This is a genomic window from Sphingomonas kyeonggiensis, from assembly GCF_014204495.1.
In the GTDB taxonomy this organism is placed as follows: domain Bacteria; phylum Pseudomonadota; class Alphaproteobacteria; order Sphingomonadales; family Sphingomonadaceae; genus Sphingomonas; species Sphingomonas kyeonggiensis_A.
The window spans coordinates 1334691-1351194 of sequence record NZ_JACHLN010000002.1 but is presented as its reverse complement, the minus strand read 5'-3'; the positions used below and the strand labels follow the sequence as shown (position 1 = coordinate 1351194).

The following is a 16504-nucleotide window of genomic DNA, read 5'->3' as shown; positions in this document are numbered from 1 at the left end:
CCGATGAAGGCAGTCATTCTGGCTGGGGGGCTCGGCACGCGTTTCGCTGAAGAGACCAGTCTGCGTCCGAAGCCGATGATCGAGATCGGCGGTCGCCCGATCCTGTGGCACATCATGAAGATCTACGCCGCGCACGGCGTGACGGAATTCATCATCTGCTGTGGCTACAAGGGCTACATCATCAAGGAATATTTCGCGAACTACTTCCTCCACATGTCGGACGTGACGTTCGACATGGTCGAGAACAAGATGATCGTGCACGAGAAGCGCGCCGAGCCGTGGAAGGTCACGCTGGTCGACACCGGCGACGAGTCGCAGACCGGCGGCCGCCTGAAGCGCGTCGGCGACCTGGTGAAGGACGAGGAGTTCTTCTTCTTCACCTATGGCGACGGCGTGGGCGACATCGATATCGCGAAGACGCTCGAATTCCACCGCGCCCACGGCAAGGCCGCGACGCTCACCGCCACCTATCCGCCGGGTCGCTTCGGCGCGCTGCAGATCGAGAACGGCCAGGTCGAGCAGTTCCTCGAAAAGCCGCAGGGCGATGGCGGCATGATCAATGGCGGCTTCTTCGTGCTCTCGCCCAAGGTGCTCGACTATATCGAGGGCGACGCGACGCTGTGGGAGCAGGAGCCGCTGCGCAACCTTGCGTCGGACGGCGAGCTGATGGCCTATGAGCATCACGGCTTCTGGCAGCCGATGGACACGCTGCGCGAGAAGCAGATGCTCCAGAGCCTGTGGGAAAGCGGCAAGGCGCCCTGGTGCATCTGGTGAAAGCCGGCGTCGATCCTGGATTCTGGGCGGGCAAGCGTGTCTTCCTGACCGGGCATACCGGGTTCAAGGGCAGCTGGCTGTCGCTGTGGCTGCAGCAGATGGGCGCGGAGCTGACCGGCTTCGCGCTCGCGCCGCCCACCGATCCGGCGCTGTTCCAGGTCGCGGATGTCGCGACGGGCATGAACTCGATCATCGGTGACATCCGCGATGCGGAAGCGCTGACCTCGGCGCTGGTCGCGGCGGATCCCGAGATCGTGATCCACATGGCCGCGCAGCCGCTGGTCCGGGCGTCCTATGACGATCCGGTCGGCACCTATGCCACCAACGTGATGGGCACCGTCCATCTGCTCGAGGCGGTGCGCAAGGCGGCGGGGGTGCGCGCGGTCTGCGTGGTCACCACCGACAAATGCTATGAGAACCGCGAATGGGTGTGGGGCTATCGCGAGGATGAAGCGATGGGCGGCCATGATCCGTACAGCAATTCCAAGGGCTGCGCGGAGCTGGTCACCTCGGCCTATCGTCGTTCGTTCTTCACCGGCGAAGGCAAGGCCGCGATCGGATCGGGCCGCGCGGGCAATGTGATCGGCGGCGGCGACTGGGCTGCCGATCGCCTGGTGCCCGATATCCTGCGCGCGGTGAGCGCCGGCGAGCCGGTGCTGATCCGCAATCCGCTGGCGACCCGGCCGTGGCAGCATGTGCTCGAGCCGCTCTCGGGCTATCTCGTGCTCTGCCAGGCGCTGTGGAACGATCCCGCGGCCGCTGCCGAGGGCTGGAACTTCGGCCCGCGCGACGAGGATGCCCGGCCGGTCCAGTGGATCGTCGAGAAGATGTGCGCGCTGTGGGGCGAGGGGGCTTCCTGGGTTCGCGATCCGAGCGTCCAGCCGCACGAAGCCAATTTCCTCAAGCTCGACATTTCCAAGGCGCGCGCCGGTCTCCGCTGGGAGCCGCGCTGGAACCTCGCCCGGGCGCTTGAGAGCATCGTCGACTGGCAGCGCGCCTGGACCGCCGGTGACGACATGCACGCCTATTGCCTTTCCGAGCTGGCCCGCTTCGTCGCGGCCGGCACCGCACACGACCAAGGATAATCCGTTTCATGACTGCTGACGATCTTCGCAAGGAAATCCGCACCCTGGTGGGCCGCTATGCCGAGGCGCAGTTCGCGCCGAAGCCGTTCGTGCCGGGCGAGAGCGTGATCCCGCCCGCCGGCAAGGTGATCGGCGCCCCCGAAATCGAGCTGATGGTCGAGGCCGCGCTCGACGGCTGGCTGACCACCGGCCGCTTCAACACCGAGTTCGAGGCGGGCCTGGCCAAGCTGGTCGGCGCGCCGTTCGTGCTCACCACTACCTCGGGCTCCTCGGCCAACCTGCTCGCGCTGTCGTGCCTGACCAGCCACAAGCTGGGCGATCGCCGCCTGAAGCCGGGGGACGAAGTCATCACCGTCGCGGCGGGCTTCCCGACCACGGTGAACCCGTCGATCCAGCACGGGCTGGTGCCGGTGTTCGTCGATGTCGACGTGCCGACCTACAATATCGACGCCAGCCTGATCGAGGCGGCGATCACCGAGAAGACCGGCGCGATCATGATCGCCCACACGCTCGGCAACCCGTTCAACCTCGCCGAGGTCCGGCGGATCTGCGACAAGTACGACCTGTGGCTGGTCGAGGATTGCTGCGATGCGCTCGGCGCCACCTATGCGGACAAGCTGGTCGGCACCTGGGGCGATGTCGCCACGGTGAGCTTCTATCCGGCGCACCACATCACGATGGGCGAGGGCGGCGCGGTGTTCACCAGCTCGATGGAGCTGAAGCCGATCATCGAATCGATCCGCGACTGGGGCCGCGACTGCTATTGCGCGCCGGGCTGCGACAATACCTGTGGCTCGCGCTTCGGCCAGCAGCACGGCACCCTGCCGTTCGGCTACGACCACAAATATGTGTACTCGCACCTTGGCTATAACCTGAAGATCACCGACATGCAGGCGGCGTGCGGCCTGGCCCAGCTCGAAAGGGCGCAGGGTTTCGTCGAAGCGCGGCGGCGGAACTTCGAATTGCTCACCGAGCGGCTGAAAAGCCTCGAGGAAGTGTTCATCCTGCCGGAAGCCACCCCCAATTCGAATCCCTCCTGGTTCGGCTACCCCATCACTATCCGCGATGGCGTGGATGCCAAGCGCGTCGACGTGACCCGCTATCTCGACCAGAACAAGATCGGCACCCGCCTGCTCTTCGCCGGCAATCTGACCCGTCAGCCCTATTTCGAGCATGTGAACTATCGCGTGGTGGGCGACCTGACCCGCACCGACCAGGTGATGAACAACACCTTCTGGATCGGCCTGTTCCCGGCGCTGGGCGCCGAGCATTTCGACTATGTCGGCGAGAAGCTGGAAGAGTTTTTCGGCCTGAACTTCTAAGACAGACGTACACGCCGCGATCCGCGTTCGCGCGGATCGCGCAAGTGCTTGCCCCGGGGCTTTCCATCGTCTAGCCACCCGGGCTTCGCTGCCCCTGTGGCGAAATTGGTAGACGCGACCGACTCAAAATCGGTTGCCGCAAGGCATGCTGGTTCGAGTCCGGCCAGGGGCACCAATCGACAAAAAGACCGCGGCGCCATCGGCACCGCGGTCTTTTTGTTTTTGCCGGCACCGTAAAAGAAAGGGCCGCCGCGTCGAATGACGCGACGGCCCCATAGTGGATCGCGGAGGCGATCAGAGCTTCAGGCGTGCACCGACCAGGAAGGTGCGGCCGAAATGATTATACTCGTAGTTCCGGTTCGCAGCGGTGTCGGTGTAGCGGTCGCGATAGGCGTCGGTCAGGTTGGTGCCTTCCACCGACAGCTCGATCCAGTCGGTGAGCTTGTAGCGAACCGATGCGTCGACATTGGTGATCGCGTTATAGCCTTCGAACACGTTGCCCGTGCCCGAGCCGGCATCGACATAGGGCCCGCGATAGCTGACCGAGGCGCGCGCGCTGAACTTCTTGTCTTCATAGTAGAGCGTCGCGTTGAACGCCTTCTTCGACACGCCGTAGAGCGTCGAGTTGAAGGCGCGGTTCGGCAGCGTCAGCGAGCCGTTGGCGTTCACCGCGGTGGCGGGTGCCGACTGGCTGTAGGTCGCGCTCGAGTCGATGAAGGTCGCGTTCGCGATGCCGCCGAAGTTCTTCAGGAAGCCCGGCAGGAAGCGGAACGGCGCCTGCACCGCGATCTCGACGCCCTTGAGCGATGCGCCGGTGCCGTTGACCGTGGTCACCACCGTCCAGATCGGCTGGGCGAGCTGGGCCGGGTTCAGGAAGGCCGGCGACGAAGCGGCGAGCACCGAGGCGGGCAGGCCGGTCGACAGGAAGGTCTGGCCGGTGAGCGTGGCGCTGACCGGGAAGCTCTTCACATTCTTCTTGAACACCGCGACCGAGAAGATCGACTGCGGCGCGAAATACCACTCCGCCGCGAGATCATAGGCCGTGGCGCGATACGGATCGAGGTTCGGATTGCCGAACGACACACGGTAGTTGAAGCCGTCGGCCGAGCCGCCCGGCGTCAGGCTGCCCAGCGTCGGACGCGTCATCACCTCGGCGGCGGCAGCGCGCAGGATGACGTTCTCGGCCGGGAACAGCGCGACGTTCACCGAAGGCAGCCAGTCGTCATAGGTCCGCTTCACGGTGACGGGCAGGGTGCCGTTGATGCCGGTCGAACTCTGGTCGGTCGAGGCATAGCGGATGCCGGCGTTGAGCGCGTAGCGCAGGCCGAACAGGTCGCCCTTGGCGTCGAACTGGAGATAGCCGCCCTTCACCTCTTCGGTGACGTTGCGGTTGTTGCCCACGTCGAGCGCCAGCGGACGGTTGTAGAGGCCGGTATAGGCCGCGGCCGCGTCGATATTGGCGACCACCCAGCTGGTGGTGGTGCCCGCCGGCTGGCCGGCATTGCCGAGGTTGACCAGCTCGGTCAGCTGCGGGGTGGCCTGGAAGCCGTAGACAGCCGTCGGACCGAAGGTCGAGGTGGTCGAGCAGGTGATCGTCTTGAGCACCAGATCGAGGCCGCCATTGCCGCACACGGCGGTGTCACGCTGATAGGCCTTCACCTCATAGTCGAAGCGGCGATACATCGCGCCCGACTTGATCTGGAAGCCCTCGGCCACGTCCCATTCGGTGCGCAGCTGCGCGGTGCGGAACTTGTTGGTCACGTTCGACGGGCGATCGCGGATCTCGGCGAGCTGGAAGTTCGCCGGATCGGTCACGCTGGTGCCGAAGGTCAGCACCGGCTGGCGCATGTTGGAATAGTCGTACTTGTAGTTCTGCGCATCACGGTCATCGAGGATGATCGTCGTCTCGACCGGGATGTCGGCATTCGACTTGGAGATGCCGCCGAGCAGGGTAAAGCGGAAGCTGTCGCCCAGCTCCTGATCCCAGGTGCCGCCGATCTGGTAGAATTCGGTGTCCGACTTGCGGAGGTAATGCTCGGTGCGCACCCACGCATCGTTGAGGGTGGCAGAGATCATGTTGTTGTTGCTGTCGTAGACCGGGTTCACGACGTTGATCGAGCGCTCGTTCGAACGCAGCAGCACCTCGAGCCACTTCTCCTCGCGGGTTTCCTTGAAGCGCGAATAGAGGCCGTCGATCGAGATCTTGGTTGCGTCGCTCGGTGCCCACTGGACGCTGCCGGTGATGCCCAGGCGCTCGCGGTCATGTCCGACGATGCCGTAGCGCGGAATACGCGGGTGGAAGGAGAGGGCGGCCTGCGAGCAGACCGCGCTGGGGACATAGGTGCCGCCCGAATTGGCGGTGGTCCAGCAATTGGTGCCGCTGACCTGGTCGAAGGTCGCCTGGGCCCAGCGCACCGAGTTGTTGCCGAGCTCGACATTGTCGGTCTTCGAATAGGCTGCCGACAGCGACGCACCGAACGCGCCGCTCGGCGACTTCCATGAAAGCAGGCCGGCGAAGCGCGGGCCCCAGTTCTTGGAGAGGTCGTTATAGCTGGCCTGGGCCGAGCCGACGAAGGTGAAGCCTTCCTTGCCGCCAAGCGGGTTGCCGGTGTTCAGGTCGACGACTGCGCCCAGCGAGCCTTCGTCGAGCGACGCCTCGGCGGTCTTGTGGACGACGAGCGAGTTGAACAGTTCCGAAGCGAACACGTTGAAATCGAAGGCGCGGTCGCGGTTGGCCGAGGCGCCGTCGGTCGAGGTGGCGACGGTCTCCAGGCCGTTGAGGCGGACGCGGGTGAACTGCGCGCCGAGGCCGCGCACGGTGATCGCACGGCCTTCGCCGGCGTCACGCTGGATCGAGATGCCCGGGATACGCTGCAGCGATTCCGCGAGATTCTGGTCCGGGAACTTGGCGATGTCTTCCGCGACGATCGCGTCGACCGAGGAAACCGACTCCTTCTTGAGGTTCAGCGCCTTCTGGAGCGACTGGCGGAAACCGGTGACAACGATGGCGCCATCGGTGCCCTGGTCCTGCTCCTGCACGGTGGTTCCCTGGTTGCTGTCGGCAGGCGGCGTCTGTGCCGCGTCCTGCGCCAGCGCCGGGGTCGCAATGCTCGCGCCGGCAATCACAGCCAGCGAGGCGCCGGCCGACCAGATATTCCGCTTCAAAAACCCTTTACGCATCCCAATTCTCCCATGGTCAGTGTTTCCAGGCCGGCCGCAGGCGGCGCCTGGCTATCGGCCGGTTCGCACCGGCTCTCTGTTCGATCCTGGACGGGCTCTCGCCTGCCTCAGGCAATCATCGCGAAGCGCTTGCGCCCGTTGGCGAGCAGCCTGCGGTGAAATTTCCTGAGCGATTCTGTGCCTTTGCGGCGCTCGGTGGCGCCAATGCGAGCCAAGCCCAACCAGGTGAGCGCCTCAGCGGCGCGCATGGCGGGGTCTATGCAGATTCGCTCGATATCCTGCGCCATCGGCGCGAAATAGGCCGCCTCTCCCTGCAGTTTCGCGAGCTTGCTGCTCGTCTGTGCCAGTGTCTCTTGTCCGATATGGACACCGGTGTCAACCAATCCGCGGCCGATGCGGAAGAGCAGCCAGTGCAAATGCCCCAGAAGCGCATGGTCATCGCCCGCAAAGGCGCCGTCGGTTGCCATCAGTTGCTCGGTGTAGATCGCCCAGCCTTCGGCAAAGGCGGGCGCATACTCGAGTCGCAGCGGGTGCGGATCGGCGGCTGCCTCGATCGGCATCTGGATCATGTGCCCGGGCAGCAGTTCATGATGGACCACGGCGGGCAGGGTCCAAGACGGGCGGTCGCGGATGCGCTTGAGGTCCGGATAATAGGCGCCAGGTGAGGTCGGGGTGGGCACGGTTCGATAGCCCTGCTTGCCCTCGGCTTCTTCGGCGCGCGTCATCCGCACGGTGGCGACGTTCAGGCATTCGGGCGGCAGAGGGCCGAACAGGGCGGGCAGGCGGGCGGGAACGCGGGCGAGGGTGGCGTTCATGTCGGCAACTAGCCGATCGCGGCCGGCATCATCGTCGCTGTAGAGGAAGCGCGGATCCTTGAACGCCGCGCTGATCCGGGCGCTGACGCTGCCTTTTGTATAGCCCAGACGCTTCAGGACGGTGTCGGTGCGTGCGGTGAGCTCCTGCGCCTTGTCGAGCAGGATGCGGTGTGCCTCGGCAGGCGCGATGCGGGCGCCGTAGTGGCGCTCGAGCAGCAGCGCGAAATAGTCGGCGCCGCCGGGGAAGCGGCCGGTGCCCGGTTCGGCGAGCGCCTTGGGAGCGAGTTCGGCGAGCAGGGCAGCTTGTTGGCGGAGTGCCTGGCCGGCAGGGCCGTTCGCCTTTTCCGCCGCTGCCGCGACGCCAGCCTGCGTTCTTTCCAGCAACGGGGCAGGGAGGATGACCCCATGTGCAGCATCGGCGCGTATCTTCTCGCTCTCCGCCTCCACCTTGCCCACGACAGGCGCCGCATCGCGCCAGGCGCCCGCATTGGGCGCGATCGTATAGGGCGAGCGGCCGAGCCGGCCGATCGGGAAACGACGCAGGAGCTGCGCATCCACCGCGAGTCCAGCGCGAACCGTTTCCAGGTCGATCCGGGCGGAGGGAGACAGCGATGCCGGCGCGAAGCCTTTCAGCTGCGCCAGCTTCGCCTCGGGCGTGTCGAGCCTCGCAAGCCCGTCCAGTGCCGCGCGCAAAGCTTCGTCCTGTCCCGGTGCGGCCAGGGCAAGGCGAGGGAGCGCGGCGACACCGGCGGCGGCGAGGAACTGGCGGCGTTGCATCGCGGTCCTCCGGTTCAGTTGGTCAGCGGCACCATATTGTTCAGCTGCGTTACTTCCGCCGCGTTGCCCGGCAGCGCGACACGCACGCGCGCGGCGCCCCGGGGCAGGCTCAGGCGGATCGTCGCAGCCTTCGGCGTCAGGTCGAGTGGCGCGGCGAGGGCGGGAATGGCGGCGGTAGCCAGCGTCTTGCCCGATGCATCCTCTACCGTCAGCGTACCGCCGGCCGCGCCCTTCGCGCCCAGGCTATGGACCGTGACGGCGAGCTTGCCGCCCTTCACCACCACGTCATCGCTGCCGATGCCGAGATCCGGCCGCGTGGCGACATCCTCGCCCGGCGTCTTGAGCGTGAACTCGATCTCGGTGGTGGCGCGCGGCGCGAAGGTCACCCGCGTCGAGGCGCTGCGCTCGAGGTGGAGCGGGGTGGTGGTGCCGTTCGTCACCATTTCCCATTCGCCAGCCTGGACGTTCCAGGTCGACATGTCGGCGCTCTGCGGCGTGTCGCCGGTGTTATAGGCGATCACCTTGAAATGGGTCGGCGTCGCGCCGGGGACGAGGATCGCGGTCTTCAGCGCGCCTTCGGGATCATCGAAGCGCCAGCTGACCGCATTGCCCGGCCAGGTCTGGTTGCGGCGAAGCGCGATGCCGCCGAGCCGCTCGCGCTGGAGGATCTCGTTGGGCTGGTCGACCCGGTCGGACCACCAATGGCCCTCGGTGTACATGTACTGGCGCTGCGACTTGTCCTCGATCGCCGCGGCATGCAGCGATTCCAGGTATTTGGTGTCGCCGGTCGCGTCCCAGGCGGCCCATTGCTCGAAGGCGCCGCCCTTCTTCGCCTTGTCGGTGAGCGTCTTCGACCAGTCCTTGTCGCTGCCGAGCAGCTTGATGACATTCTCGTTGATGTCCTGGACGGAGGCGGGGCCGCTCTTGCCGACGCGCGCGAGGATCGGGCCCAGATATTTCGCGTCGCCGGTGAAGCGATAGGCCGACCAGGCGGCCTGGATCGGGGTGGAAGCGCCGCCGCCATCGCCGGCACGCTCGGCATCGGTCCGCCAGTTGATCTCGTTCGGCCAGGACCAGTTGCCCTTTGCGTCCTGCTTGCCATGCGCGAGCAGTCCGTCTGTGATGCCGGTGATCAGGCCCCGGGCATCGGGATTGCCGTTGTAGAGACCGACCAGCGTGGGGGCATGGAGGACGACCCAGCTATAGGGCTTCTGCCACTCGAACGGCCCCTCCCGGTACATCTTGCGGGCGCCATACCAGTTGCTGGCGAAGTGCAGGTGGCCGACGGCATTAGGCAGGATCACGCCCTTCAACGCCTTCACCGTCGCCATCAGCCGCTCGACCGCGCGCGGTTCACCCCAGTTGAGGTAAAGGCGCTCGGCATCCGAGTTCATCCCTTCCTCATAGGCATGGAGCTCGTCGGTGGTGATATAGCCGAGGCCATTCACCATCATGCCGTTCTTGTAGACCGCCTCGGACAGGGCGCGGAGCGAGCCGTTGATCTTGTCCGGATCGACCCCCATCAGCGCGAGGCCCGGCCATTGCTGGAGCAGATCGGTGTCGTCCGAGATGCCGCCGCCGAAATCGCCGTACGGCACCTGGCGGTTGTCGATCCACCAGTTCACGAACTGGCGGGTGATCTTGAGATCCTCAAGCTGGCGGAACGCCCAGAGCGGCACGCCGGCGGGCGCTTCGGGCTGCTTGAAATCGGGCAGGTTCTGCGGGCCGTAGCTGATGTCCGCCCAATAGCGGCGCCCCTCGACATTGTCGGGATCGACGCGCAGCAGGTCGCTCACGTCCGCAAAGACGCGGGCATACATGGCGGCGCGCTTCGAAGCGGTGTGCTCCTCGACCAGGAAGCCCCAATTGTCCTTCACCTGGTTGAAGCGGTCGGCGATGTGCTCGGGCAGCGCTTCCTTGCGGTCCTTGAACACCAGCCGGATGTTCATGCCATCGAGCGACGCCGGGCCGAAATCGGGCGCAGCGGAAGCGACCGAGAGATAGAGGCTGTCATTGGTGAGGATGCGATCGCGCAGGTCGAGCCAGAGCGTGCGTGCCTCGCCGGGACGGACCGAGACCGACAGGTCGATCATGTCGCGGCCTGGCCAGATCGGGTCCTTCACCTTGATGTTGAGCGGGATCAGCCCGTCCTTGGCGGGCGTCGCCTTGAGCGCGGGGATGTCGAGCGCGATGCCATCAAGGCCGTCGCGGATGTTCTCCCAGCCATAGTTCCAGGCGCGGGCCAGTGCGCGGCCGGCAAAGGCGTCGCCAAAGCCCGAGGGGATCAGCACATGGACGATCGGCATCGCGCCTTCGACATGCGCGGCGGCGCCGGTCGAAGCGGCGCTGCCTGCGCCAGCGGCTGCCGAGCCGGCACCGGGCGGAAGTGCGAGCACGGTGTTGCGCTCGTCGGCCGGATAGCGGCCGCGGATGAACTTGTTGAGCGGTGCGAGCGCGGCGAGATCGGCCGAGACCTTGGCGTCCACCGTATAGTTGAGCTTGAACGCGCCTTCGGGCTCCTTGCCGGCGGCGACGTTGTAGGCCCAGATCTCCTGGATCGGCTGCTCCTGCATCACATTGGTGAAGCGCAGCGTGCCACCCTGTGCCTCGCCGAGCGACGTGATGCTGCGGACCACGCCTTGCAGGCGCTTGGCCAGGCTGCGGAAGCTGCTGCCGGGCGCGGCGTAATCGAGCGTGCCATGGGCGGCGCCGCGAATCTCGAGCCGGTTGAACTTCTCGTCCTTGGGGACTGTCAGCGTGTAGGTCTTGCCGCCCTCGACATAGACGTTCCAGTCAGGCAGCTCGAAATAATCGTCGCGGCCGGGCAGCTTCGAGCGGTTATAGACGCCGGGCCAGGTAGTCTCGGCGATGCCGTCCACGCCCTTCCACATCCATTCCTTCAGGTCCTTCGCATCGGCGAACTCGACCTTGCGGACGCTGGTGACCTTGTCGTCGAGCACCGGCGGTGAGGCGGCGTCCCAGCCGAAGCGGTGGAGCCAAGCGGCGCGCTTGCCGGCATCGGCTATGGCGGGCGAGGGCGCAGGCTCGGCCTTGGCGGCAAGCGCCGCTATGCCGGCAGCGTCGAGCATGCGATCATAGACGCGGATCTCGTCGAGATCGCTGCCGCGCATGAAATTGTAGCGGCTCTGCACCTGATGCGGCGCCATCACCCGGCCGGCCATGCCGAACTGGTCGAGCCCGGTATCGAGATCGGCCTTCTGGTCCTTGCGGGCGACTTCCTTGCCATCGACGAAGAGCCTGACCCCGACGCTCTCGTCCCAGGCAAAGGCGATATGCTGCCAGGCTTCAGGCGCCGGGTTTGCGGGCAGCTGGAACGAGACGCGGACGCGCGAGAGATTGGCGTCGGTCACAAAGGCATCGAAGCCGTGGCCGTTCCAGTCGATGCGCAGGAACGCCATGTCCCAGCTGCTATGATCCGCATAGCCGACGCGGAAGATCACGAAGGGGGCTTCGCCCACCGGCTCGCGTGAGCGCCAGAAGAAGGAGAGTGTGCCGCGCTGCGCCTGGATGTTTCCCGGGGCATTCCAGGCGATATAGCCGTCATCCGCCCAGCGGAACGCACCCCCGATCGCGCCGTCCGGCACGTTGCTGACCTTGGTCTGGAAATTGGGGACCGCGTCGCCGCGCGCCTTTTCCGCGGTGCCGTTCTTGTCGCCCGAGGCGCGGAAGAGCAGGCCGTCGTCCGTCGTCTGCGCGAAGGCGGGGCCGGCGGAGAGCGCGAGAGCCCATGCCAGGGCGATGCTGGTGGACGTGCGGATCATGACATGCCTCTCTGAACCATAACAGGACGGTCTCGGCCGCCTTTGTTGTCAAGCATGGCGATGGCTGACACCGGTGGCAATCCCTTTCTCGTTTCCATGCTATTTCGACGATCCGGCTTTAGGTGCGTTGACGCGCCACCGTGACACCGGTAGCATTGGGCGACATTCCGCGGACCCGAGCAAAGCCGGGACGCGGCCACTCGGAGAGGAGATCGCGCGCAAGTTACTCGACATGGTCCGGCACCGGCTCCGGCCTGTCTTTCCCAGATCCTGAGAAACCGTTGGAGGCGAGCGGTGATCGGGGCAGGCGAAGCGGGTGGAGCGGCGATGTCGGGCGGCGGCTGCATTTGTGCCAGCCGCGCGTGGCGAGCGGCCCTCACGCGACCGGAACAATGGGGAATTTCAAGTTGATCGAAGGACGGGAACCGGCTGACGCCATCGCCCAGGCATTTGTTTCAGCTCGTCAGGCGGGCAATGCGCTGAACGACTATCCGGGCGACCTGCCCGGTACGCTCGACGAAGCCTATGGCATCCAGGAGCGCGCGATCGAGCTGTTCGGCGACAAGGTCGTCGGCTGGAAGGTCGGGAAGATCCCGGAACCGCTCGACGCCACCTATGGCGCGAACCGCCTGGCCGGTCCGATCTTCGCCGATTCGGTGGTGACGGCGGGCGAGGGGGATGTGCCCGACATGCCGGTGTTCGAGCAGGGTTTTGCTGCCGGCGAGGCGGAATATCTGCTGCGTCTGGGCCCGCTGCCCGAGAGTTTCGACCGCGCCTGGACCAATGAAGAGGTCGCGGAATATGTCGATGCGATCCATGTCGGCATCGAAGTGGCTAGCTCGCCCTTCCCGGGGATCAACGCGCACGGTCCGGCCGTGACCGTTTCGGATTTCGGCAACAACAACGGCCTGGTGATCGGCGCGGCGATCCCGCTCGACGCGGATTTCCTCGATTGGCCCGTGTCGCTGGTCATCGAAGACGAAGTGGCCGGCGAGGCGACCGCGAGCACGATGCTCGACGGCCCCTTCGGTGCCGTCCGTTTCCTGTTCGAGCTTGCCGCCAGCCGGCAGCTGCCGCTTGCCCAGGGCCAGTGGATCTCCACCGGCGCCGTCACCGGCGTGCATCCGGTTCGGGTCGGTGAGCTGGTCGATGCTCGGTTCGCGCAGGACTACAGCGTCAAGTGCCGTATTGTCGGCATCCACGACGCCTGATTCGGCGGTCGCGCGGCATAAAATAATAGGGAGAGAATGATGGCGAGTAAGGGAGAGGCGGCAGTCTCCGGCGCGGTTTCGCGCGTCGGTCGCTACCGCTGGGTGATCGTGGGGCTGCTCTTCGCCGCCACCGCCATCAACTATGTCGACCGGCAGATGATCGCGGTGCTCAAGCCCGATCTCTCCAAGGAACTCGGCTGGTCCGAGACCGACTACGCCAACATCGTCTTCTATTTCCAGGCCGCGTACGCGATCGGCTATCTCGCCTTCGGCAAGATCGTCGACGCGATCGGCGCGCGCTTCGGCTATGCGATCGCCGTCGTGATCTGGACGATCGCGCACGTCGCGCATGGCGGCGTGCACAGCGTGATGCAGTTCACCCTGGCCCGCTTCGGTCTGGGCATCGGTGAATCGGGCAACTTCCCGGCGGGCGTGAAAACCGTCGCGGACTGGTTCCCCGCCAAGGAGCGCGCCTTCGCGGTCGGCCTGTTCAACGCCGGCTCGAATGTCGGCGCGATCCTCACCCCGCTGCTGATCTGGGCGATGGTCCCGGCGGTCGGCTGGCGCATGACCTTCGTGATCACCGGCGTTTTCGGCGTGATCTGGCTGATCGCCTGGCTCGCCATCTTCCGCGACAAGCCGGCCGACCACCCCAAGGTGGGTGAGGCCGAACTCGCCTACATCACGCAGGATCCCGCCGACCCCGTGGTCGAGGTGAAGAACCTGTGGGGCAAGCTGCTGGTCAAGCGCGAGACCTGGGCCTTCGCGCTCGGCAAGTTCTTCATCGACCCGATCTGGTGGTTCTACCTGTTCTGGCTGCCCAGCTGGCTGGGCAAGGAATATGGCCTGAACCTGACGAGCTGGGACTCGCCGACCGCGGCGATCGCGCTAGGCGCGATCTACCTGATCTCGGACGTCGGCTCGGTCGCGGGCGGCTGGCTCTCGGGCAAGCTGATGAGCACCGGCATGAGCGTGAACAAGGCGCGCAAGCTGACCATGCTGATCTCGGCCTGCTTCGTGCTCCCGGTGGTCTTCACCACCTTCTACGGCAACCTCTGGATCAGCGTGTTCTTCGTCGGCGTGGCCGCCGCCGCGCACCAGAGCTTCTCGGCGACGCTCTACACTATCCCTTCGGACACCGTACCGCGCTTCGCGGTGGGTTCGGTCATTGGTATTGGTGGCACGGTCGGTGCCGTAGGCGGCATGGTCTTCTCGAAGTACGCGGGCTATGTGCTCGACGTGATCGGCAGCTACGCGCCGCTCTTCATCGTCGCGGGTGCGGCGTATTTCCTGGCGCTGCTTTCGATCCACCTGCTTTCGCCGCGCCTTGAGCGCGCGGACGTCGCGTAAACGAGAGGATTGAAGATGGCCCGGCCCCTGAAGCTAGACCCTGACCGGCTGTTCCCGGCGGAGGATCGTTCGCGGAGTATCGCGCGTGCGCTCTATGCCGAAGTGGCCGGGCTGCCGATCATCAGCCCGCATGGGCATACCGATCCGACCTGGTTCTCGACCAACGCCAACTGGTCGAACGCCACCGAGCTGCTGCTTTCGCCGGATCACTATATCTACCGCATGCTCTATTCGCAGGGCGTGTCGCTCGATGCGCTCTGTGTGCCGAGCAAGGCGGGCATGCCAGCCACCGACCCGCGCGAGGCATGGCGGACCTTTGCCCAGCACACCTATCTGTTCCGCGGCACCCCGTCGTCGATGTGGCTGAGCCATGTGTTCGGCGAGGTGTTCGGCTTCGACGTGGCGCTCGATGCCACCACCGCCGACCTCTATTACGACACGATCAACGCCAAGCTGGCGACCGACGCGTTCAAGCCGCGCGCGCTGTTCGATCGCTTCAACATCGGCTTCCTCGCCACCACCGAGGGGCCGCAGGACGATCTTTCGCCGCACCATGCGATCCACAATAGCGGCTGGAACGGCCGGGTAGTCACCACCTATCGCCCGGACGCGGTGATCGACGTCGAGCATGAGCAGTTCGCTGGCGCGATGAAGATATTCGCCGAGAAGACCGGCGAGGACGTGTACAGCTGGGACGGCTATCTCGCCGCGCATCGCAAGCGCCGCGCCGATTTCCGCGCCGCCGGCGCCACCGCGACCGATCATGGCCATCCGACGGCGGCCACCGCGAACCTGAGCAAGGACGAGGCCGAGCGGCTGTTCCGCACGATCCTGTCCGATCGCTGGACCCCGCAGGATGCCGAGCTGTTCCGCGCCCAGATGCTGACCGAGATGGCGGCGATGAGCGTCGAGGACGGGATGGTGATGCAGATCCATCCGGGCTCTTTCCGCAACCACAATGGCGGGCTGTTCGAGAGCCATGGCCGCGACAAGGGCGCGGACATCCCGATGCGCACCGACTATGTGCATGCGCTCAAGCCGCTGCTCGACCGGTTCGGCACCTCGACCGATCTCTCGATCATCCTCTTCACGCTCGACGAGACTGTCTATGCCCGCGAGCTGGCGCCGCTGGCCGGCCATTATCCGTGCCTGAAGCTCGGCCCCTCCTGGTGGTTCCATGACTCGCCCGAGGGCATGCGCCGCTTCCGCGAGCAGGTGACCGAGACGGCCGGCTTCTACAACACCGTCGGCTTCAACGACGATACTCGCGCCTTCCTGTCGATCCCGGCGCGGCACGATGTCGCCCGCCGCGTCGATTGCGCTTTCCTCGCCCGGCTGGTCGCCGAGGGGCGGCTGCTCGACTGGGAGGCTGCCGAGCTGGCGCACGAACTCACCAACGGGCTGGTGCGCAAGGCGTACAAGCTCGACGAGGCCCCGCGCCGTGCGGAAGCCGCCTGACCCATTCACAGGGGCAAACCCCAGGCCCGGTCGCCCCGCCGGACAGATATTGAAGGAACCATCATGAAGATCGCGCTGATCAACGAGAACAGCCAGGCCGCCAAGAACAGCATCATCCATGATGCGCTGACCAGCGTTGCCGAGCCGCTGGGCCATCAGGTGTTCAACTACGGCATGTATTCGGCCGAGGACGATGCCTCGCTCACCTATGTGATGAACGGCCTGCTGGCCGGCATCCTGCTCAACTCGGGCGCGGCGGACTTCGTCGTCACCGGCTGCGGCACCGGCATGGGCGCGATGCTCGCCTGCAACGCGATGCCGGGCGTGTTCTGCGGCCTGGTCATCGACCCGACCGACGCCTTCCTGTTCGGCCAGATCAACGACGGCAACGCGATCTCGATGCCCTATGCCAAGGGTTTCGGCTGGGCCGCCGAGCTGAACCTCAAGGACGTGTACGCCAAGCTGTTCGACGGCGAGCGCGGCCTCGGCTATCCGAAGGAGCGTGCGGAGATCATGCGCAAGAACCGCGGCATCCTGAAGGATCTCAAGGCGGTGACCTGCAACGACATGCTGACCGTCCTCAAAAACGTCGACCAGGACCTGCTGCGCGCCGCGATCGCCGGCGAGAAGTTCGCCGAATATTTCTACGCCAACTCGCAGGATGCCGAGATCAGCGCATATCTGAAGAGCGTGGCCGCGCGCGAAGCCGAACCCGCCTGAACCGCCTCAACGCTGCCTGACGCAACGGAG

10 protein-coding genes and 1 tRNA gene are annotated in these 16504 nt (G+C 65.7%); 8 read left to right on the top strand and 3 right to left on the bottom strand.

Features of this window, described 5'->3' with window-relative positions; genetic code table 11:
• Positions 1-3 precede the first annotated feature (3 nt).
• The 4 genes from rfbF to HNP52_RS13935 all read left to right on the top strand — a co-directional run bounded on the left by rfbF (position 4) and on the right by HNP52_RS13935 (position 3356).
• A complete protein-coding gene (rfbF, locus tag HNP52_RS13950; protein ID WP_184168051.1) occupies positions 4-774 on the top strand; it encodes a glucose-1-phosphate cytidylyltransferase in 771 nt (256 codons plus the stop codon).
• Entirely contained in the window at positions 762-1859 is a 1098-nt protein-coding gene (gene rfbG / locus HNP52_RS13945) for a CDP-glucose 4,6-dehydratase (RefSeq protein WP_269574645.1), read from the top strand. Before rfbF ends, rfbG begins: the two co-directional genes overlap by 13 nt.
• Positions 1860-1867: 8 nt before the next feature.
• A complete protein-coding gene (rfbH, locus tag HNP52_RS13940; RefSeq protein ID WP_184168049.1) occupies positions 1868-3181 on the top strand; it encodes a lipopolysaccharide biosynthesis protein RfbH in 1314 nt (437 codons plus the stop codon).
• Between the two features lie 90 nt (positions 3182-3271).
• Positions 3272-3356 (top strand) — tRNA-Leu (locus HNP52_RS13935).
• 119 nt (positions 3357-3475) lie between these two features.
• On the opposite strand, the gene HNP52_RS13930 is transcribed toward HNP52_RS13935, so the two are convergent.
• The 3 genes from HNP52_RS13930 to HNP52_RS13920 all read right to left on the bottom strand — a co-directional run bounded on the left by HNP52_RS13930 (position 3476) and on the right by HNP52_RS13920 (position 11735).
• Entirely contained in the window at positions 3476-6361 is a 2886-nt protein-coding gene (locus HNP52_RS13930) for a TonB-dependent receptor (RefSeq protein ID WP_184168047.1), read from the bottom strand.
• 107 nt (positions 6362-6468) lie between these two features.
• Positions 6469-7869, bottom strand: a complete 1401-nt coding sequence (locus tag HNP52_RS13925; RefSeq protein WP_184168045.1) for a DUF885 family protein — start codon at positions 7867-7869, stop codon at positions 6469-6471.
• Between the two features lie 98 nt (positions 7870-7967).
• Positions 7968-11735 carry a LamG-like jellyroll fold domain-containing protein gene (locus HNP52_RS13920; RefSeq protein ID WP_184168043.1) on the bottom strand — a complete coding sequence of 1256 codons (3768 nt, stop codon included), beginning with the start codon at positions 11733-11735 and terminating at the stop codon, positions 7968-7970.
• A gap of 410 nt (positions 11736-12145) precedes the next feature.
• Here HNP52_RS13920 and HNP52_RS13915 point away from each other — a divergent pair, with 410 nt between their 5' ends.
• The 4 genes from HNP52_RS13915 to HNP52_RS13900 all read left to right on the top strand — a co-directional run bounded on the left by HNP52_RS13915 (position 12146) and on the right by HNP52_RS13900 (position 16474).
• Positions 12146-12946, top strand: a complete 801-nt coding sequence (locus tag HNP52_RS13915; protein ID WP_409372634.1) for a 2-keto-4-pentenoate hydratase — start codon at positions 12146-12148, stop codon at positions 12944-12946.
• Between the two features lie 39 nt (positions 12947-12985).
• On the top strand, positions 12986-14296 hold the full coding sequence (locus HNP52_RS13910; protein ID WP_184168039.1) for an MFS transporter: 1311 nt from the start codon (positions 12986-12988) through the stop codon (positions 14294-14296).
• A 15-nt stretch (positions 14297-14311) separates the two neighbouring features.
• The gene (gene uxaC, locus HNP52_RS13905; RefSeq protein ID WP_184168037.1) at positions 14312-15754 is read left to right on the top strand and encodes a glucuronate isomerase; all 1443 of its coding nucleotides are present in this window, start codon (positions 14312-14314) and stop codon (positions 15752-15754) included.
• A 63-nt stretch (positions 15755-15817) separates the two neighbouring features.
• Positions 15818-16474, top strand: a complete 657-nt coding sequence (locus tag HNP52_RS13900) for an RpiB/LacA/LacB family sugar-phosphate isomerase (RefSeq protein ID WP_184168035.1) — start codon at positions 15818-15820, stop codon at positions 16472-16474.
• Positions 16475-16504 lie beyond the last annotated feature (30 nt).